At 73.0% G+C, this 18,154-nt stretch carries 19 protein-coding genes; 9 read left to right on the top strand and 10 right to left on the bottom strand.

Annotated features, from left to right (window positions below; genetic code table 11):
* Positions 1-4: 4 nt before the first annotated feature.
* Together S1361_RS12755 and S1361_RS12760 are read right to left on the bottom strand one after the other, a co-directional pair.
* Positions 5-1,081, bottom strand: coding sequence for a Zn-dependent alcohol dehydrogenase (locus S1361_RS12755; RefSeq protein ID WP_208031974.1), 1,077 nt, complete (start codon positions 1,079-1,081; stop codon positions 5-7).
* A gap of 24 nt (positions 1,082-1,105) precedes the next feature.
* The gene (locus S1361_RS12760) at positions 1,106-1,981 is read right to left on the bottom strand and encodes a MaoC/PaaZ C-terminal domain-containing protein (RefSeq protein WP_208031975.1); all 876 of its coding nucleotides are present in this window, start codon (positions 1,979-1,981) and stop codon (positions 1,106-1,108) included.
* Between the two features lie 299 nt (positions 1,982-2,280).
* Between S1361_RS12760 and S1361_RS12765 the strand changes: the two genes are divergently transcribed.
* Positions 2,281-3,570: a sensor histidine kinase gene (locus S1361_RS12765; RefSeq protein WP_208031976.1), complete on the top strand. Its 1,290-nt coding sequence runs from the start codon at positions 2,281-2,283 to the stop codon at positions 3,568-3,570.
* 215 nt (positions 3,571-3,785) lie between these two features.
* Here S1361_RS12765 and S1361_RS12775 read toward each other — a convergent pair whose 3' ends face one another.
* Positions 3,786-4,403, bottom strand: a complete 618-nt coding sequence (locus tag S1361_RS12775) for a TOPRIM nucleotidyl transferase/hydrolase domain-containing protein (protein ID WP_208031977.1) — start codon at positions 4,401-4,403, stop codon at positions 3,786-3,788.
* A gap of 202 nt (positions 4,404-4,605) precedes the next feature.
* Between S1361_RS12775 and S1361_RS12780 the strand changes: the two genes are divergently transcribed.
* On the top strand, positions 4,606-5,247 hold the full coding sequence (locus S1361_RS12780) for a response regulator transcription factor (RefSeq protein WP_208031978.1): 642 nt from the start codon (positions 4,606-4,608) through the stop codon (positions 5,245-5,247).
* Positions 5,248-5,269: 22 nt separating this feature from the next.
* Here S1361_RS12780 and S1361_RS12785 read toward each other — a convergent pair whose 3' ends face one another.
* A complete protein-coding gene (locus S1361_RS12785; protein WP_341829312.1) occupies positions 5,270-6,091 on the bottom strand; it encodes a hypothetical protein in 822 nt (273 codons plus the stop codon).
* Positions 6,091-6,630, bottom strand: coding sequence for a SigE family RNA polymerase sigma factor (locus S1361_RS12790; protein WP_208031980.1), 540 nt, complete (start codon positions 6,628-6,630; stop codon positions 6,091-6,093). The genes S1361_RS12785 and S1361_RS12790 overlap by 1 nt, the downstream gene beginning before the upstream one ends.
* 324 nt (positions 6,631-6,954) lie before the next feature.
* Here S1361_RS12790 and S1361_RS12795 point away from each other — a divergent pair, with 324 nt between their 5' ends.
* The 5 genes from S1361_RS12795 (at position 6,955) to S1361_RS12815 (ending at position 12,500) form a co-directional block, all read left to right on the top strand.
* Positions 6,955-8,700, top strand: coding sequence for an MFS transporter (locus tag S1361_RS12795; RefSeq protein WP_208031981.1), 1,746 nt, complete (start codon positions 6,955-6,957; stop codon positions 8,698-8,700).
* 180 nt (positions 8,701-8,880) lie between these two features.
* Positions 8,881-9,531 (top strand): class I SAM-dependent methyltransferase, encoded by a 651-nt coding sequence (locus S1361_RS12800; protein WP_208031982.1) that lies wholly within the window; start codon positions 8,881-8,883, stop codon positions 9,529-9,531.
* Positions 9,532-9,553: 22 nt separating this feature from the next.
* Positions 9,554-10,504, top strand: coding sequence for an N-acetylmuramoyl-L-alanine amidase (locus S1361_RS12805; protein WP_208031983.1), 951 nt, complete (start codon positions 9,554-9,556; stop codon positions 10,502-10,504).
* A gap of 83 nt (positions 10,505-10,587) precedes the next feature.
* On the top strand, positions 10,588-11,385 hold the full coding sequence (locus S1361_RS12810; protein ID WP_243769160.1) for a DUF5336 domain-containing protein: 798 nt from the start codon (positions 10,588-10,590) through the stop codon (positions 11,383-11,385).
* Positions 11,386-11,489: 104 nt separating this feature from the next.
* Entirely contained in the window at positions 11,490-12,500 is a 1,011-nt protein-coding gene (locus tag S1361_RS12815; protein WP_208031984.1) for an LLM class F420-dependent oxidoreductase, read from the top strand.
* On the opposite strand, the gene S1361_RS12820 is transcribed toward S1361_RS12815, so the two are convergent.
* Entirely contained in the window at positions 12,497-13,087 is a 591-nt protein-coding gene (locus S1361_RS12820; protein ID WP_208031985.1) for a hypothetical protein, read from the bottom strand. The two genes, S1361_RS12815 and S1361_RS12820, sit on opposite strands and share 4 nt — an antisense overlap.
* A 161-nt stretch (positions 13,088-13,248) precedes the next feature.
* Between S1361_RS12820 and S1361_RS12825 the strand changes: the two genes are divergently transcribed.
* Positions 13,249-13,542 (top strand): hypothetical protein, encoded by a 294-nt coding sequence (locus tag S1361_RS12825; RefSeq protein WP_208031986.1) that lies wholly within the window; start codon positions 13,249-13,251, stop codon positions 13,540-13,542.
* Between the two features lie 4 nt (positions 13,543-13,546).
* Here the strand turns inward: S1361_RS12825 and S1361_RS12830 are convergent, their stop codons facing one another.
* From S1361_RS12830 to S1361_RS12840, 3 genes are read right to left on the bottom strand one after another with little or no spacing between them, the layout of a single operon-like run.
* On the bottom strand, positions 13,547-14,617 hold the full coding sequence (locus S1361_RS12830) for a prenyltransferase/squalene oxidase repeat-containing protein (protein WP_208031987.1): 1,071 nt from the start codon (positions 14,615-14,617) through the stop codon (positions 13,547-13,549).
* Positions 14,614-15,366: a class I SAM-dependent methyltransferase gene (locus tag S1361_RS12835; RefSeq protein ID WP_208031988.1), complete on the bottom strand. Its 753-nt coding sequence runs from the start codon at positions 15,364-15,366 to the stop codon at positions 14,614-14,616. Before S1361_RS12835 ends, S1361_RS12830 begins: the two co-directional genes overlap by 4 nt.
* The gene (locus tag S1361_RS12840; protein WP_208031989.1) at positions 15,360-16,775 is read right to left on the bottom strand and encodes a glycosyltransferase family 4 protein; all 1,416 of its coding nucleotides are present in this window, start codon (positions 16,773-16,775) and stop codon (positions 15,360-15,362) included. Before S1361_RS12840 ends, S1361_RS12835 begins: the two co-directional genes overlap by 7 nt.
* A gap of 220 nt (positions 16,776-16,995) precedes the next feature.
* Between S1361_RS12840 and S1361_RS12845 the strand changes: the two genes are divergently transcribed.
* Positions 16,996-17,616, top strand: a complete 621-nt coding sequence (locus S1361_RS12845; RefSeq protein WP_208031990.1) for a TetR family transcriptional regulator — start codon at positions 16,996-16,998, stop codon at positions 17,614-17,616.
* Between the two features lie 88 nt (positions 17,617-17,704).
* Here the strand turns inward: S1361_RS12845 and S1361_RS12850 are convergent, their stop codons facing one another.
* Positions 17,705-17,926: a hypothetical protein gene (locus S1361_RS12850; protein ID WP_208036973.1), complete on the bottom strand. Its 222-nt coding sequence runs from the start codon at positions 17,924-17,926 to the stop codon at positions 17,705-17,707.
* Positions 17,927-18,154 lie beyond the last annotated feature (228 nt).

The raw sequence follows: 18,154 nt of genomic DNA on the forward strand, positions 1-18,154 counted from the left end.
TTCCTCAGATCTCGATGCAGGTGCGCAGGGCGGTCCCGGTGCGCATCTGGTCCAGTGCCTCGTTGATCCCGGAGAGCGGCACCCGGTGGGTGATGAGGTTCGCGAGATCGACGCGGCCGGCCCGCCACAGGGCGATCGTGCGCTCGTAGGAGCGCAGCACGTCCCCGCCGCCGTACATGGACGGCAGGATGCGCTTCTCGTCGAAGAACAGCTCGAACATGTTGAGCTGGAGGAAGTCGTCCATGGCGCCGGCGCCGACCACGACGAGGGTGCCGCCGCGCCGGGTGTTGTCGTAGGCGGTGCGGGCGGTGGCGGACCTGCCGACGACCTCGAAGACGTAGTCGAAGCCCTCGCCGCCGGTCACCTGCTGCTTGGCGTCGGCCAGTTCCTCGGGCGAGACAGCCCTGGTGGCACCGAACGTGAGAGCCGACTCGCGCCGGGAGGCGACCGGGTCGACGGCGACGATCTCGGCGGCTCCCTTCAGCCGCGCCCCCTGTACGGCGGAGATGCCGACGCCTCCGCACCCGATGACGGCGACCGACGAACCGGGGGCCACGTCGGCGGTGTTGAGGGCGGCGCCGAGGCCGGTGGTCACCCCGCAGCCGATCAGGGCGGCGATGTCGAAGGGCACGTCCTCGGGGATCGGCACGGCGCAGCCCGCGTCGACCACGACCTCCTCGGCGAAGGTGCCGGTGCCCGCGAAACCGAACAGGTCGCCGCCGGCGCGCCGGAAGTTGGGGGTGCCCGCGTTCACGAACCCGGCCAGGCAGAGCTGGGTCTGCCCGCGCTTGCAGGCGGGACAGGCACCGCAGGCCGGCAGCCAGCACAGGACGACCCGGTCCCCGGGCTTCAGGTGCCGTACGCCGTCGCCCACGTCGAGGACCTCGCCGGCGCCCTCGTGGCCGGGCACGAAGGGGGCCGGCTGGGGCAGCACGCCGTTCATCGCGGACAGGTCCGAGTGGCACAGTCCGGTGGCGCGCACCCGGACCCTCACCTTGCCGGGGCCGAAGCCCACCGCCTCGACGTCGTCGAGGACCTCCAGCTTCTCCCGGCCGATCTCGTGCAGTACGGCTGCGCGCATGGTGCGGCTCCCCTCACAGGCTTCTCAGGAGTGCTGAACGATGGTGTCGGCGAGCACCGGAGCGTCCCCGCGCTCCACGGCCCCCACCGTGACCCGCACCCGCCCCTCCTCGCGCCACATCCGGACGCGCAGGGTCTCCCCCGGGAACACGACCCCGGCGAACCGGGTGCTGTAGCCGCGCACCCGGGTCACGTCGCCGCCGAACAGCGTGTCCACGACCGCCTTGAGGGTGATGCCGTAGGTGCACAGGCCGTGCAGGATCGGCTTGTCGAAACCGGCGAGCTTGGCGAACTCGGGGTCGGCGTGCAGGGGGTTGTAGTCGCCGGAGAGGCGGTAGAGGAGGGCCTGGTCGGCGCGGACGGGCCGGTCGACGGTCCGGTCGGGGTCGCCGGTGGGCGGGTCCAGGCGGGCGGAGGGTCCGCGGTCGCCGCCCCAGCCGCCCTCGCCGCGTACGAAGATCTGGGCGTCGTTGGTCCACAACGGGCCGTCGGCGTCGGCGACTTCCGTCCGCATGACCAGGACGGCGGCCTTGCCCTTGTCGTACACGGCGGCGATCCGGCCGGTGGCGGTGGCGGTGCCGGCGACCGGGAGCGGCCGGTGCAGGGTCAGGCTCTGGCCGCCGTGCAGGACCCTGGCCAGGTCGACGTCGACCCCCGGCATGGACAGTCCGCCGGTCACCCCGGGCTTGCCGCCGCCCGCGACGGTGGCGAAGCTCGGCAGGACGTGCAGCCGGGTTTCCAGGGTGTAGCGCAGTTCGTCCGGGTCGGTGGCGGGGCTGTCCTTGTCCGGGTTGGCACCCGCGCCGATGCCGAGGTGGTAGAGCTGGACGTCCTTGGCGGTCCAGCCGATCTCACCGGAGCGGGGTTCGGCGGCGAGGGCCTGGGCTGCGTCGATGGGCATGGGGCTCCTGACGGGTCTCAAGACCTCGGTGCGGACGTCCGCACCGTCGGCCGCACCGAGGTCGTCCACGTGCGGACCTAGAACGCGTTCCAGTCCGGCGCCCTCTGTATAGCCCAGCGCTCCGCAGTTGTGAAGGCTCCTGACGCCGTGTCAGCTTCGGCGGCGGGGCTGTGACATGTGTCCCGTCCGGTTCCGTACATGTGTGCCTGCCGGGGGCGGGGCCCGGTTTCGTACCGTTCGACTCGTAGGCTGTGCTGCCCTCCCGCCGCCGGGCGGGGGCGTTCGAACGGGGGATCGAGATGACACGGGGGAACACCGGGACGCCGTGGTGGCGGAGACTGCGCTGCCAGGCGGCGGCCGGGCAGCGGGAACGGCCGGCCTGGCGGGCGGAGATGCGACGGTTCCGGGCCGCCCGGCGGGGCGGCGCGGACCCCGCCGCCACGGACCATCCGGGCCCGCCGCCGACCGGGTTCTCCCTGCTGCCCTGGCTGCTGATGGGCATGGGCTCCTTCTCCCACCTGCTCCAGGGCAGAACCCCGAACCCGTGGTTCGGCGGCCTGGGCCTGCTGGCCTTCAACTCCCTCTACGTCTACGTCATCTTCCGTGCCTTCGACCGGGCCAAGCGGGAGTCGGCGGCCACCCGGGTGGCGCTCGCCCTGCTCGCCCTGCTCACCACGGGCCTCGCCCTCGGCTACGGCGGCAGCTGGCTGATGTTCTTCCCGCTGCTGGGCCTGGCCACCGGCGCGGTCCTGCGCGGGCCGTGGCTGGGCCGCACCGGCACCCTGCTGGCGGTGCACGCGGGTGCCGTCTCCGCCCTGCGCGACGACTGGGCGAACGCGACGACCATGGCCTACGGCACCTTCATCTCCACCATGGTGACCGCGGCGATCCTCAGCCTGTCCGAGGCCGTACGGGAACTGCGGGCCGCCCGCGAGGAACTGGCCCGCCGCGCGGTGGAGCAGGAGCGGCTGCGCTTCTCCCGCGATCTGCACGATCTGCTCGGGCACACGCTGTCGGTGGTCGTGGTGAAGTCGGAGGCGGCCCGTCGGCTGGCCCCGCGTGATCTGGCCGCGGCGCTGGCGCAGATCTCGGACATCGAGTCGGTGGGCCGGCAGGCGCTCACCGAGATCCGGGAGGCGGTGACCGGGTACCGCGAGGGCAGCCTGGCCACCGAGCTGACCCGGGCCCGGTCGGCGCTGTCCGCGGCGAGCGTGCAGCCGGTGGTCCGCCAGTCCGGGGCGCCGCTCGCCCCGCAGACGGAGGCGCTGCTCGGCTGGGTGGTGCGCGAGGCGGTCACCAACGTCGTCCGGCACAGCCGCGCGAGCCGCTGCGAGATCACCGTGGAGGGGGCCGCCGAACGGGTCCGGCTCACGGTCACGGACGACGGCAGGGGAACCGGCACCGGCGGGGGTGCCGGCGGTACCGGGCTGAAGGGGCTGACCGAGCGCCTCGCGGCGGCGGGCGGCTCCCTCACGGCCGGCCCGGCGCCGCGCGGCGGCTTCACCGTCATCGCCGACCTCCCGGCCGGCGGTGCGGAGCCGGTGTCACCGGCGGCTACGGCGCCCGGGGCGAACCGACCGCCAGGCTGACATCGTTCGCCCGGGACGTGGCCCTGTCGAAGGCGCCGGATCCGCCGTTGCTCGCTGCACAGCTCGTGGTCGTAGTGGCGCAGGTACCTCGTCGGGTGGTGGTACGAGGCGAACGAGGTGCCGGTGCCACTGCTGCCGGTCTGCGGGCGACGGCGTCGGCCCCGCCGCACCGGGCCATGCCGAGTCCTTACGGCCGGCTCCTCACGGCCAGGCCCTCACAGGCCGGCGAGCAGTCCGTCGAGCGGAGCCGGGACGCGGGCGGGGTCGAGCGCCTCGACCAGGACGCGGCCGTAGTGGATCTTGCGCCCCTTCTTCGTGCCGAGGAAGCGCCGCACCTGCTGCTGGGGGCTGCGGCCCTGCTGCGCGGGCTGGCGCAGGAAGGTCTCCAGGGCGCGCAGGTCGCCCTCGGCCCGGACCAGCTCGGCCACCCGGGTCACGCCCAGCGCCCGGATCAGCTCGTCCTCCAGGTCGGCGGCGCAGACGAAGACCCCGTGCGGTGCCGCACCGGCCCGCTCCCAGCCGCGGGCGTAGTAGCCGCGCTCACGCTCGTCGCACAGCCCCGTGAGGCGCAGGTCCAGCCCGGGCGGCCCGAGGAGGCGGGCGAAACGCCCGACGTTCATCGCCCCGCCCATCGACAGGACGCAGACCCCCTCGGCCGCCAGGTCCCGGCCGCGCCGTGCGGCCAGCGCGCCGATCGCCGCGGCGTCGCTCGGCCCTTCCAGCAGGACGACCGTCCGGACCGACAGCCGCGCGGCCAGCTCCCGCGCGGGGTGCTCGGGCCCCCCGGCCGCCCACGCGGTGACCGCTTCCCGGAACCCCGTCATGTCAGCCATGGGACGAGTCTCCGCCTCCCCCGGCCGCGCGGACAGCGAATTTCCACCGGCCGTGCGGTGCCCCGGGCAACGGCGGGGAGCAGCCCGCCTCTTCCGGCAGCAGCCGGACGTGCTCCGGGCGGCCCGGCAGCAGCCCCCGAACGCGATGACCGCCTGCTCACCGGCCGGCTCCCCCGCCTGCGCGCCGCCGTAATCTGGCTCCATGAACGAGATGCCCCGGGACCGCCGGCCCGCCAAGTGCATCCGGGTGCTGCTCGCCGAGGACCAGGGCATGATGCGTGGCGCTCTCGCCCTGCTGCTCGGCATGGAGGAGGACATCGAGGTCGTGGCCCAGCTGGCGACGGGGGACGGCATCGTGGACGCCGTGTTCACGCACCGGCCGGACGTGGCCCTGCTGGACATCGAACTGCCGGGCAGGAGCGGGCTGGACGCGGCGGCCGAGCTGCGGGACCAGGCGCCCGACTGCCGGGTGCTGATCCTCACCACCTTCGGCCGGCCCGGCTATCTGCGCCGGGCCATGGAGGCCGGTGCGGCCGGCTTCCTCGTCAAGGACGGGCCGGTGGAGGAACTGGCCACGGCGATCCGGCGGGTGCTCACCGGGGAGACCGTGGTCGATCCGGCGCTGGCCGCCGCCGCGCTCAGCGCCGGGCCGAATCCGCTGACGGCCCGCGAGTGCGAGGTGCTCCAGGCGTCGGTGGACGGGGCGACCGTCGCCGACATCGCCGGGAAGCTCCACCTGTCGGAGTCCACCGTCCGCAACTACCTCTCCTCCGCGATCGGAAAGACCGGCACCCGCAACCGGGCGGAGGCGGTCCGGGAGGCCCGGCAGCAGGGCTGGCTGTGAGCCGGGCCGCGCCCGCGGCGGGTCACTTCGTCACCTCGGCGTCCTTGAAGCTCGTCCCCTCGGGGCCGAGGCACACGAACCAGTTCCCGCCCGGATAGCCGGCCACCGGGCGGATCAGCGAGGTGCCGTCATGGGCGGCGGGCGCGGGGCCCTCCAGCGGGGCCACGGTGGATCTGCCGTCCTTCCAGCGGCAGGTGACCTCCCGGGCGGTCTTCGCCACATGCCCGACCACCAGCCGTTCGGGAGCCGTGGGGCTGACCTCATCCAAGCTGACGGCTGCGGACTGGAGGTCGGTGCCCGAGAGGCGGTCGATCCTCTTGTGCGTGTCGAACATGACCACCAGGGACAGGCCGTCGCCGTAGGACCGCATCGAGAAGTACGAGGTCTTGCCGACCAGGTCGGCGGCCTTGTCCACCGACGGCCCCAGACCCATCCGCTTCATGGCGTCGAACTGCCCGTCCGCCTCCTTCCTGTCACGCGGCGCGCCCCACACCTGGACCCAGACCTGCCACTCCTTGCCGTGCTCGGTCCCCCGCGCCAGCTCGGTCTGCTGCGGGTGGTACACGTGTCTCTCCTCGGCGGACGCCGGGCCGGGCGCCATCGGCGTCGTCCGGCCGGCGCGCTCCCCGGGCAGCCCGCCGAAGGCCAGCGTCGCCCCCGTCGAGCCCGCCAGCACCAGGGCCGTGGCCGCCGCCACCGCCCAGCGCCGCGCCTTGCGGCGCCGGCCACCGCGGATGACGGCCTGGACCGGGGGTATGCCGATCTCGACCTCGTCCGCCGCGTCGGCGAGCAGGAGCGCGATGTCCGCGTGTGTCATGTCGTGCTTCTCCTGGTCCGCGCTCATCACTTCCGCCCTCCGTACGTCACCATGTCGGCCAGTCCCGGTATGGCGCGGAGTTTCGCGATCCCCTTGGCCGCGTTGCTCTTCACCGTGCCCACCGAGCAGCCCATCGCCTCCGCCGCCTGCGTCTCCGTCAGGTCCTCCCAGTAGCGCAGGACGACCGCCTCCCGCTGCCGCAGGGGAAGTTGGGCGAGCGCCTGGAGCAGGGCGCTGCGGTCGTCGGCCTGGGCCATCCGGTCCCCCGTGTCGGCCACCTCGCGCACCAGGCCGGAGTCGTCCTTCGGCGCCAGGAACTCCCGGAGCCTCCGTCGGTGTCTGCGCGCATGCGCGTTGATCATCACCCGCCGTACGTACGCCTCCGGGTCGTCGGCGGCGCCGACCCGGCGCCAGGCCGCGTAGACCCGTTCGAGCGTCGACTGGACCAGGTCCTCCGCGGCGTGCTGCTCCCCCGTGAGGAGAAATGCCGTACGCATCAACCGCGGCCAGCGGCCGACCACGAAGCTCTGGAACTCATCGTTCCGAGTCTGCTTCCCGTCCCCCATGGGCACCTCCTAGATATTCAAAGGAGTCCATGGGCCGCCCGGACCGTTGCCCCGGCCGGCGGATTCGGCGAACTTTTTCGAGACAGCAGCCGGCAGGAACCTGTTCCATGCCGATGCAGGCGAGGTCTGTGCCCTCCAGCGCGGTGTTCCACCCGGCACCATGACGCACCCGACTGGAACGTGTTCCATCAAGTCCCCGCTCCTGACGCCACGTCAGAATCTCATGAAAGGGTCAAGGATTCGTTAGAGGCCCGAAGCAACGGAATAGTTGCCTGTGCATACGAGGTTTACCCGGCACTTATGACACGCGGAAGGCCTCACCCCATGCCAGACACGACGACCGACCAGCCCAACCGGAGAGCGGGCGGCGCCGTCGTCCCCGTGCTCGCCTTCGCGGGCATCGTGGTCGCGGTGATGCAGACGCTGCTCGTGCCGGTCATCAAGGACCTGCCGCAGCTCCTGGACACCGCCCCCACCAACGCCACCTGGGTGCTCACCTCGACCCTGCTGTCCGGCGCCGTCGCCACCCCGATCATGGGCCGGCTCGGCGACCTCTACGGCAAGCGCCGCATGCTGATCCTCAGCCTCGCCGTGATGGTGGCCGGCGCCCTGGTCAGCGCGGTCACCAGCCAGCTGCTCACCATGATCGTGGGCCGTACCCTGCAGGGCTTCGCCATGGGCGCGATCCCGCTCGGCATCGGCCTGATGCGCGACATGCTGCCCCGCGAGAAGCTCGGCTCGGCCATGGCCCTGATGAGCTCCTCGATCGGCGTCGGCGGCGGCCTCGCGCTGCCCGCCGCGGCCCTGGTCGCCCAGCACACGGACTGGCACGCCCTGTTCTACGGCGCCGCCGGCCTCGGCGCGCTCGCCATCGTCCTCACCCTCCTCACCGTGCCGGAGTCCCCGATGCGCGCCGAGGGCTCCTTCGACCTGCTCGGCGCGCTGGGCCTGTCCACCGGCCTGGTCCTGCTCCTGCTGCCCATCACCAAGGGCAGCGACTGGGGCTGGTCGTCGGGCACCACGCTCGGCCTGTTCGCCGGGGCCGCCGTCGTCCTGCTGCTGTGGGGCGTGTTCGAGCTGCGCGTCCAGGCGCCCCTGGTCGACCTGCGCACCACCGCGCGCCGCGAGGTGCTGCTCACCAACCTCGCCTCGATCATGGTCGGCGTCAGCTTCTACGTCGTCTCCCTCGTCCTGCCCCAGCTACTCCAGCTGCCCACCGCCACCGGCTACGGCCTCGGCCAGTCGATGGTCGTCGCGGGCCTGTGCGTGGCCCCGCTGGGCCTGACGATGATGTTCACGGCGCCGGTCTACGCCCGGCTGTCCGCCCGCTACGGCCCCAAGGTCACCCTGATCGTCGGCCTGCTGATCATCGCGATCGGCTACGGCGGCGGCCTCGGCCTGATGGACGCCGCCTGGCAGACGGTCGTCACCTCCGTGGTCCTCGGCGCGGGCATCGGCCTCGCCTACTCCTCGCTGCCCGCGCTGATCGTCGGCGCGGTCCCGGCCTCGGAGACCGGCGCGGCCAACGGCCTGAACACCCTGATGCGGTCCATCGGTACGTCGGTGTCCAGCGCCGTCATCGGCATGGTGCTGGCCAACACCGCGAACGACGTGGGCGGCGTCGCGGTCCCGACCATGCACGGCTTCCGGGTCTCCTTCCTGATCGCCACGGCCGCCGTCGCGGTGGGCCTGCTGCTCGCGCTGTGCCTGCCCAGGGCCGCCCGGCCGGCCCCGCAGCACACGCAGCTGCGGGCGAGCAGCGAGGAGGACGCCAACCTGGAGCGGGCCGAGGAGGCGCTGCGCGGGTTCCGGGGACGGATCCTCGACGCCGGCGGCGCGCCCGTCGCCCGGGCCAAGGTCACCCTGATCGACCGCCGGGGGCGGCAGGCCGGCGCGACCCTCTCCGCGGCGGACGGCAGCTATGTGCTGGCGGTGCCGGGTGAGGGGGCGTACGTGCTGGCCGCGAAGGCCTCCGGCCATGGGCCGCTGGCCTCCTCGGTGACGCATTCCGGTGCGGAGCGGGCTGTCGACCTGGATCTTTCGCTGCCGGGGGAGACGGTGAGCGCCTAGCGCCGCACCCCGGGACGCCGTCTCGCGGCGGCTCGCCGTCGCCGCTCGACGCGCCCACGGGGCGGAGCCGCAAGTCCGGCAGAGCCCCGCGCCCCTCGCTCACGCACCCCCTGTCATCCAGTCGGCGGGGGGGTGCGGCAGCATGGGCGGTCGGACCGACGTACGACCGAAAGGCGCCCCATGCCCGCCGCTCCCAAGCCCGAGATCCTGGCCGCGTTCGAGGCGGCGAAGGGGTTCATGCCCCTCGACGAGGGGCTCGCCCTGTACGACGCCGCCGTCACCGCCGGCCGGCTCGGGCTGCCGGTGCTGGAGGTGGGGACCTACTGCGGGCGGTCCACGATCCTGGTGGCCGACGCGGCCCGCGCGGCCGGGGTCACGGCGCTGACCGTCGACCACCACCGGGGCAGCGAGGAGCAGCAGCCCGGCTGGGACTACCACGACCCGGAGACGGTCGACCCCGAGATCGGCCTCATGGACACGCTCCCGGCCTTCCGGCGCACGCTGTTCCGGGCGGGCCTGGAGGAGCACGTGGTCGCCCTCGTCGGCCGGTCCCCGCAGATCGCCGCGGTCTGGAACTCCCCGCTCGGGTTCGTGTTCATCGACGGCGGCCACACCGACGAGCACGCCACCGCCGACTACGAGGGCTGGGCGCCGCACGTCGCCGAGGGCGGGCTGCTGGCCGTCCACGACGTCTTCCCCCATCCGGAGGACGAGTTCACCGGCCAGGCGCCGTACCGGGTCTACCTGCGGGCCCTTCGTTCCGGGGCGTTCACGGAGGTGTCGGCGACCGGCTCCCTGCGTGTCCTGCGGCGAACGGGAGCGGGGATCTGACGCCCCGGTTAGAGTCGCAGACGTGTCGTACACAGGACCGGACTTCGATCCCCCGCAGCAGCGCCGGCCCCGGCGCGGCCCGCTGACCGTGGCGCTCGCCGCGCTGGTGCCCGGCGCGCTGCTCGGCTGGTTGGTGTACGAGGCGGTGGGCGGCGGCCCGGACGGCAAGGACCGTACGGCCTCCCCCGCGCCCGTCCCGCGCAGCGCCACGGTGTCCCCCGCGACGCCGGCCGCCTCCCCGGGGGACGACGCCAAGGCGTCCGCCTCGCCCTCCGCCCGGCCCGGCGGCACCGGCCCGCTCAAGGGCAAGGTCGTCGTCGTCGACCCGGGACACAACCCCGGCAACTTCCGGCACACGGCCGAGATCAACCGCCAGGTGGACATCGGAACCAACCGCAAGGAGTGCGACACCACCGGGACGTCCACCAACGACGGCTACACCGAGGCGGAGTTCACGCTCGACGTGGCGCACCGGCTGCGGACGCTGCTGGAACGGCAAGGCGCCACGGTGAAGCTCACCCGCGACGGCGACAGCCCGGCGTGGGGCCCGTGCGTGGACGAGCGGGCCCGGATCGGCAACACCGCGCGCGCGGACGCGGCGATCTCGATCCACGCCGACGGCTCGGCCGATGGGAACCGCGGCTTCCACGTCATCCTGCCGGGCTCGGTGCACGCCGGTGCCGCCGACACCCGCCCCATCGTGGGCCCGTCCCACGACCTCGGGGTGCGCATCGCGGGCAACTTCCTCCGCGAGACGGGCGAGCCGCCCTCCAACTACCTCGGCGACGGTACCGGTTTCGTCACGCGGACGGACCTGGGTGGTCTCAATCTGTCAACGGTTCCCAAGGTGTTCATCGAGTGCGGCAACATGCGCGATAGCAAGGACGCGGCACTGCTGACCAGCGGCGCCTGGCGGCAGCGGGCGGCGCAGGGGATCTCTGAGGGAATCGTGAGTTTCCTGCGCGAGTCGTGACCGGTAGGCGGAACCGGCCGGACAGCCGGATCTTGCGGGCGATAGTGTCTACCGACGACGAGACGACCTACGAAGGACCTGAAGTGAATATCCGCTCCCTCACTAGAGGCGACGGCGTGGTGATCGGAGCAGCGGTGGTGCTGTTCATCGCGTCGTTCCTCAATTTCTACACCTTCTCCGGCTACGGCACCGAAGTCGGCAAGAACGCGTGGGAAAACCTGGGCACAGGCCTGGGCACCTACATGGGCGCGGTCATCGGTGCCGTTCTCATCGTCGCCAACCGCTGCCTGCCGCAGCCGCGCAAGGTGGCCGGGCTCGACCTCGCCGCCGTCGGCACCGCGTTCGCGATCCTGACCGCCTGGACGCTGCTGTGGACGCTGATCGACCTCGACAACCTGGACGCCGGTGCCGGCCTGATCCTCGGGTTCATCGCGGCTCTTGTCCTGTCGGCCGCGGCCATCGCCACCCCCCTGGTCCCTGCCCTCCAGGCCCCCCTGCTCCCGGCCGCCAAGCCGGCCGCGCCGCAGCCCTACGGCGCCCAGCCGCCCGGTGGTTACGGCTACCCGGGCGCCCAGCCGCAGCAGCCGTACGGCGCGCAGCCGCAGCCGGGGCAGCCGTACGGGCAGCAGCCGCCGGCCGCTCCGGCCGCGCAGGCCGCCCCGGCGCCGCAGCCGGCCACCGCGGACTTCTCGCCGTTCTGGTTCGCCGTACCGGTGACCCGCCCGCTGTTCGCGGAGGACGGCTCGCCGACGCCGATCGCCGAACTGGCCCCGGGCACCTGGTACCTGGCCGTCGAGCAGCGCGGTGCCGCGCTCGTCGCGCAGACCCAGGACGGCCGCCGTGGCGTGCTCCAGGACACCTCCGGCATCCAGCGCGGCTGAACCGCCCGCCGTGCCGCACCGGCCCCTCGCCCTTCCGGGCGGGGGGCCGTTGTCGTACAGTCGGCTCCCGGCTGGTGTCTGACGGTTCGTCAGGAGGCAGGCGCATGCGGCTCGGTCTCGCACTCGGGTACTGGGGGCGCGGTCCCGACGCCCGTCATGTGCCGCTCGCCCGGGAGGCGGAACGGCTCGGCTACGACTCGGTGTGGACGGCGGAGTCCTGGGGCTCCGACGCCTTCACCCCGCTCACCTGGATCGCCGCGCAGACCTCGACGATCAGGCTGGGTACGGCCGTTGCGCAGATGGCCGCCCGCTCACCGGCCGCCACCGCGATGCACGCGCTCACCCTGGACCACCTCTCCGGCGGACGCGTGCTCCTCGGGCTCGGCCTCTCCGGGCCGCAGGTGGTCGAGGGCTGGTACGGCCGCCCGTTCCCTGCATCGCCGCTGACCGCGACCCGGGAGTACGTCGACGTCGTACGGCAGGTGCTGCGCCGGGAGGCGCCGGTGGCCGTGGACGGGCGGTTCCACCCCCTCCCCTACCGGGGGCCGGACGGCACCGGCCTCGGCAGGCCGCTCAAGCCGATCACCCATCCCCTGCGCCGCGACCTCCCCCTCCTCCTCGGCGCCGAGGGACCGCGCAACGTCGCCCAGACGGCCCGCATCGCCGACGGCTGGCTGCCGCTGTACTGGGCGCCGAGCCGCCCCGAGGTGTACGGGGACGTGGTGCGCACCTTGCCCGCGGGGTTCCTGGTGGCGCCGATGGCCCGGGTGCAGGTGTGCGACGACGTGGCCGAAGGACTGCTGCCCGTGAAGGCCATGCTCGGCTTCTACATCGGCGGGATGGGACACGCGGCCCGCAACTTCCACGCCGACCTGATGGCCCGCATGGGGTACGAGGCCGAGGCCCGGCGGATCCAGGAGCTGTTCCTCGCCGGACGCCGTGAGGAGGCCGTGCTGGCCGTGCCGGACGCCTTCGCCGACGAGATCTCCCTGGTCGGCCCGCGCGAACGCATCGCCGAACGCCTGCAGTTGTGGCGCGCGGGCCCGGTGACGGACCTGCTGGCCCTGTCCCCGGACCCGCACAGCCTGCGGGTGCTGGCGGAGCTGAACTCCTAGCCCTTGGCCAGCTGGGAGCCGGAGGGCACCTGGTCCTGGACCGGGGCGCCGGCGCTCTTGCCCGCGTCCTTGACGTCACCGATGACGTCGTTGAACAGGCTCGCCGCGTTCCCGTCGCCGCTGCGGAGCTTGGACGGCAGGCTCTTCAGGGATTCGATGGCGGCGGTGAGCGGCGCGAGCGCCTTGGAGAGGGTCGGGTCGGCCTGGGCGTTCTTCTGGGCCGCCTTGAGCCGGTTGTAGGCGAAGGCACCGGCGAGACCGGCCTTGATCAGGGTCGTTCTGCGGCCCTTGGCGCCCTTCTTGAACTTGCCGGCCTTCCAGGGCTTCACGATCCACTGGTAGGTCGCGCCGGCGGCGAGGCCCGCGTTCGCCACGAACCGGGTCTTGGCGAACTTCTGGCGTTCGACGGACGTGGTCGGGCTGGGGGTGTCGGCGGCGGGCTCGGCCCGCACCTCCCCCGACGGCTGCGCACTGCTCTTCGTGCTGCTCCTGGTACTCGCCTGCTCGCCACCGCAGGCGGTGGCACCGGCCACCAGTGCACAGCACAGGGTGAGCGCCACGACGAGGCGCCGTATCGGTACGGGCACGAGGTCCTCCGTACGTGTCCTCCCCGAGCGGTCTGCTTCCTCCGGCAGCCTCACCCGGACCCGCCGGATCCGCCACCCGGGGGACGCCGTACGGGTGCCTTCCGGGGGCCGTCCGGGTGCCGTCCTGGTTTCACCGGCCGTCGCCCGGCAATCCGGAAGGTATGTCCCCTCGATATCGCAACGGTGCGAATCAGGCCGGGACGGTCATCGCGATCGTCGCCGACATCATGGCGCTCATACTCGGCCTGTGGATCCTGATGTACCTGCTGGACGCCAACCGGGCCAACAGCCTGGTCCAGTTCGTCCACGACGCGGCTTCCTGGCTGGCCGGGTGGTCGCACGACCTGTTCACCTTCGACGAGGCATGGGCGCGGGTGGTCGCCGGCTACGGCCTCGCCGCCGTGGTCTACCTGTTCGTGGGCCACGCGGTAGCCAACCGGATGCACCGGCACTGACCGCTCAGCGGCAGCAGTCGGGATCGAGCCCCGCCGGCAGGTGGCCGCCGCCGAACACCGCGCAGGTGGCGTCGTGGCCGCCCAGTGCGGCCACGGCCAGCAGCAGGGAGCCCGCCGTCCAGGTGGTCAGCTCGCGGGGCCAGATCGCGTCGTCCTCGAAGACGTAGCCCGTCCAGTACAGGCCGCTCTCCGGGTCCCGCAGGTGCTGGATGGACTGGAGGATCTCCAGAGCCCGGTCGGACTCGCCCATCGCCCACAGGGCCAGGGCGAGTTCGGCGGACTCGCCGCCGGTCACCCACGGGTTGGGCACCACGCAGCGCACCCCGAGCCCGGGGACGACGAACCGGTCCCAGTCGGCCTCGATGCGGGTCTTGGCCTCCGCTCCGGTGAGCGCGCCGCCGAGGACCGGGTAGTACCAGTCCATCGAGTAGCGGTCCTTGTCCAGGAAGCGCTCGGGGTGGCAACGGATGGCGTGCCGCAGCGCCCCGGCGGCCAACTCCCAGTCGGGCTGCGGCTCCTCCCGCTCCTCGGCGATGGCGAGGGCGCAGCGCAGGGCGTGGTGGATCGAGGAGCTGCCGGTCAGCAGGGCGTCCGCGGTGGGCGTGCCGTCGTCCTCGCGGCGCCAGCCGATCTGCCCGCCCGCCTGCTGGAGGCGCAGCACCCACTCGACGGCCGCGTACACGGTCGGCCACATCCGGTCCAGGAACGTGTCGTCGCCCGTGGACAGGTAGTGGTGCCAGACGCCGACGGCTATGTAGGCGACGAAGTTGGACTCGCGGGCGCGGTCGGTGACCTCGTCGTGGGCGCCGTCGGCGTAGGCGGCGTACCAGGAGCCGTCCTCGTTCTGGTGCCGGGCGAGCCAGTCGTAGGCCCGCTCGGCGGCCTCGTGTTCGCCGGCCGCGTCCAGGGCCATGGCGGCCTCGGTGTGGTCCCACGGGTCGAGGTGGTGCCCGCGGAACCACGGGATCGCGCCGTCCTCCCGCTGCACGGCGAGGATGCCGCGGACGGTCGCGGCGGCCTGCTCGGCGGTGAGGACCCCGGGCAGGACGAGGTGTTCCGTCCGGGGGGTGGTCACTTGGCGGCCACCCCGTCGGTCTCGGCGAGCCCGGGCAGGTGCGGCTTGGTCGCGTAGACCACGAAGCTCTTGCCGATCAGCGGGTTCAGCGCCTGCTCGGCGAGCCGGGTGGCGAGCGGCTTCTTCATGATGTCCCAGACCAGCAGCTTGTGGTACGCCCGCACCGGCAGCGCCTTGTCGTTGTCGACGCCGAACGCGCACTTCAGCCACCAGTACGGCGAGTGCAGCGCGTGCGCGTGGTGGGTGCCGTACGGCTTCAGGCCCGCCTCGCGGATCTTCCCGACCAGTTCGTCGGCCTTGTAGATGCGGATGTGGCCGCCCTCGACCTCGTGGTAGGCGTCGGACAGCGTCCAGCAGACCTTCTCGGGGCCGTAGCGCGGCACGGTGACCGCGATGCGGCCGCCCGGCTTGAGCACGCGGACCATCTCCGCGAGCACGCCCTTGTCGTCGGGGATGTGCTCCATCACCTCGGAGATGATGACGACGTCGAAGGAGTCGTCGGGGAAGGGCAGGGCGAGCGCGTCGCCCTCCATCGCGGTGGCGGTCGCGCCCTCCGGGGCCTCCCCGGCCTCCTTCATCGCCGCGAACCACTTGGCGACCTCGCGGATCTCCTCGCCGTTCTGGTCCAGCGCCACGACCCGGGCGCCGCGCCGGTAGCACTCGAAGGCGTGCCGGCCGGCCCCGCAGCCGAGGTCCAGGACACGGTCGCCGGGGGCGAGCGGGAACCGGGAGAAGTCGACGGTCAGCACGTGGCCCTGCTTTCGGAGGAGACGCCTGCAACACTTGCCGGGGCCGCGGAGCGGCCGTTGGTCGGGGCCGCGGGACGGCTGTGGCCGGCCGCGGGGCGGTGGGGGCCCGCGGAGCGGGCGATGGCCTCGCGGTAGTGGGCGACCGTGCCCTCGGCGGCGCGGGCCCAGGTGAAGTTGCGCAGCACCCGTTCGCGGCCCGCCCGGCCCAGCCGCACCCGCAGCTCCGCATCGCCGAGCAGCCGGACGAGCCCGGCGGCCAGCGCGCCCGCGTCGCCGGGCGGTACGGCCAGACAGGTCTCCCCGTCCGGGCCGGCGACCTCGGGGATCGCGCCGCCGGTGGTGGCGAGCAGCGGGGTGCCGGTGGCCATGGCCTCGGCGGCGGGCAGCGAGAAGCCCTCGTACAGGGAGGGCACGCAGGCCACCTGGGCGGAGCGGATCAGGTCGACCAGTTCGGCGTCGGAGATGCCCTTGACGAAGTCGACGGCGCCCGCGAGGCCGTACCGCTCGATCGCCTGCGCGACCGGGCCCTCCTGCGGGCGTTTGCCGACGACGACGAGGTGCGCGGCCGGGTGCTCGGTGCGCACCTTGGCGAGCGCCTCCACGAGGAACACCAGGCCCTTCAGCGGGACGTCCGCGCTGGAGGTGGTGACGATCCGGCCCGGTACCTCGGGGACGGCCGGATTCGGCGCGAACAGGTCGGTGTCGGCGCCGATGTGGACGACGTGGACGCGGTCGTCGCGGACGCCGAGGTGGTCCACGATCTCCTGGCGGGAGCTGCCGGAGACGGTGAGGACCGAGGGCAGCCGGCGGGCGACGCGCTTCTGCATGCGGGTGAAGGCGTACCAGCGGCGCACCGAGTAGCGGCGCTGCCAGGTGCCGGCGGCGTCCAGCTCCAGCTGCCGGTCCACGGTGATGGGGTGGTGGACCGTGGTGACCAGGGGGGCGCCGATGTCGCCCAACAGGCCGTAGCCGAGGGTCTGGTTGTCGTGGACGACGTCGAACTCGCCGCGCCGGGCGCGCAGGTGCCGGCGCGCGCGCAGCGAGAAGGTCAGCGGCTCGGGGAAGCCGCCGGTCCACATGGTCCCGACCTCGAGGGCGTCGATCCAGTCCCGGTACTCGTTCCGCTTCGGGGTGCGGAAGGGATCGGGCTGGCGGTAGAGGTCCAGGCTGGGCAGCTCGGTGAGGGTGAGACCGGGGAAGCCCTCGTCGAGGACGGGGTACGGCTGCGAGCCGATGACCTCGACGCGGTGGCCGAGCCGGGCCAGCTCGCGCGAGAGGTGCCGCACGTAGACGCCCTGGCCCCCGCAGAACGGGTTCCCCTTATAGGTGAGGAGCGCGATGTCGAGCGGTCGCTCGCCGTCGGCAGCGGGTTCCTGATCGGGACCCGCTTCCCGGGCCTCAGCGGTCACTCCGTGCCCCCTTCTGCCTGCACTGTCCCGCGAGACTACGACGGGACGCTAATCTAGAACAAGTTTCAGACTTGATCGTTCAAGAGGCTCTGAATCTACCGGCAGGTAGGGGCGCTGTGAGCAGTGGATCAGGTGATTCACGCCACGACCCGCGACCCTGCCGTCCTGTCTGATCACGAGCCCTGCCGACACCCTCACCGACTGTCACGGAACGGGACCCATGCCTGCGGAAGCCAGCACCTCGCGCCCGGCCTCGTCACCCCTCACCGAGCGGCAGGAGGCCCGCCGGCGCAGGATCCTGCACGCCAGCGCGCAGCTGGCCAGCCGGGGCGGGTTCGACGCGGTGCAGATGCGCGAGGTCGCCGAGTCCTCCCAGGTGGCCCTCGGCACGCTGTACCGCTACTTCCCGTCCAAGGTGCACCTGCTGGTGGCCACCATGCAGGACCAGCTGGAGCACATGCACGGCACCCTGCGCAAGAAGCCGCCCGCGGGTGACACGGCGGCCGAGCGGGTCGCCGAGACCCTGATGCGCGCGTTCCGGGCCCTGCAGCGCGAGCCGCACCTGGCCGACGCGATGGTCCGCGCGCTCACCTTCGCCGACCGCAGCGTCTCGCCCGAGGTCGACCAGGTCTCCCGCCAGACCACCGCGATCATCCTGGACGCGATGGGCCTGGCGGACCCGACCCCCGAGCAGCTGTCCGCCGTCCGGGTCATCGAGCACACCTGGCACTCGGCCCTCATCACCTGGCTGTCGGGCCGGGCCTCCATCGCCCAGGTGAAGATCGACATCGAGACGGTGTGCCGCCTGATCGACCTGACCGAGCCGGCCCCCCGCACCTGACCGGCCGCACGGGTCCGCCCCCGCATCGACCGCACTTCACGGGTCCGCCCCCGCACCGACCGGCCGCACGGGTCCGCCCCGCGTCCGATCACCCCCGCCGCCGGCGCCGCAGCGACCCCAGGAGCCGGTCGAGCGCCGCGAGCGCCGCGGTGCGCCCGGCCGGCCGGCGCGACCATACGGCGGGCAGGACGACCCCGGCGTAGACGGCGAGGAAGACGAGCGCGGCGAGCAGGACGGGCAGCTGAACGGTGACCGGCAGTCCCCCCGGACTCCGGGCGAAACCCGCAGGGCCCCCGGGACGCGCACGCAAAAGACCTACGAGACGGGTTCCCTTCGCCGGCATGGTCCGGATCAGGTTCTGGGGGTCGCCGTACGGCCTGACTGCTGCCTTCCGGCCTCTCAGCCCTACCGTCGCTGTCGGCCCGGGCGGATGCTTGTGCGTCTCGCCCAAGTCGGCTACTCCGGTGGGACTCCCTCACTCGCCTCGTAGGCTGATTCCAGGATAGAACGGGACACCGCTGACGGAACCGTCCAATTC

The sequence above is a fragment of the Streptomyces cyanogenus genome, from assembly GCF_017526105.1.
Lineage (GTDB): Bacteria > Actinomycetota > Actinomycetes > Streptomycetales > Streptomycetaceae > Streptomyces > Streptomyces cyanogenus.

Excerpts from the sequence above, each read along its gene's own strand:
- S1361_RS12800 (WP_208031982.1), top strand. The coding sequence starts at position 8,881 with ATGCCCGCCGCTCCCAAGCCCGAGATCCTGGCCGCGTTCGAGGCGGCG.
- S1361_RS12755 (WP_208031974.1), bottom strand. The coding sequence starts at position 1,081 with ATGCGCGCAGCCGTACTGCACGAGATCGGCCGGGAGAAGCTGGAGGTC.
- S1361_RS12790 (WP_208031980.1), bottom strand. The coding sequence starts at position 6,630 with ATGGGGGACGGGAAGCAGACTCGGAACGATGAGTTCCAGAGCTTCGTG.
- S1361_RS12825 (WP_208031986.1), top strand. The coding sequence starts at position 13,249 with ATGTCCCCTCGATATCGCAACGGTGCGAATCAGGCCGGGACGGTCATC.
- S1361_RS12780 (WP_208031978.1), top strand. The coding sequence starts at position 4,606 with ATGAACGAGATGCCCCGGGACCGCCGGCCCGCCAAGTGCATCCGGGTG.
- S1361_RS12760 (WP_208031975.1), bottom strand. The coding sequence starts at position 1,981 with ATGCCCATCGACGCAGCCCAGGCCCTCGCCGCCGAACCCCGCTCCGGT.
- S1361_RS12815 (WP_208031984.1), top strand. The coding sequence starts at position 11,490 with ATGCGGCTCGGTCTCGCACTCGGGTACTGGGGGCGCGGTCCCGACGCC.
- S1361_RS12845 (WP_208031990.1), top strand. The coding sequence starts at position 16,996 with ATGCCTGCGGAAGCCAGCACCTCGCGCCCGGCCTCGTCACCCCTCACC.
- S1361_RS12775 (WP_208031977.1), bottom strand. The coding sequence starts at position 4,403 with ATGGCTGACATGACGGGGTTCCGGGAAGCGGTCACCGCGTGGGCGGCC.
- S1361_RS12765 (WP_208031976.1), top strand. The coding sequence starts at position 2,281 with ATGACACGGGGGAACACCGGGACGCCGTGGTGGCGGAGACTGCGCTGC.
- S1361_RS12785 (WP_341829312.1), bottom strand. The coding sequence starts at position 6,091 with ATGAGCGCGGACCAGGAGAAGCACGACATGACACACGCGGACATCGCG.
- S1361_RS12795 (WP_208031981.1), top strand. The coding sequence starts at position 6,955 with ATGCCAGACACGACGACCGACCAGCCCAACCGGAGAGCGGGCGGCGCC.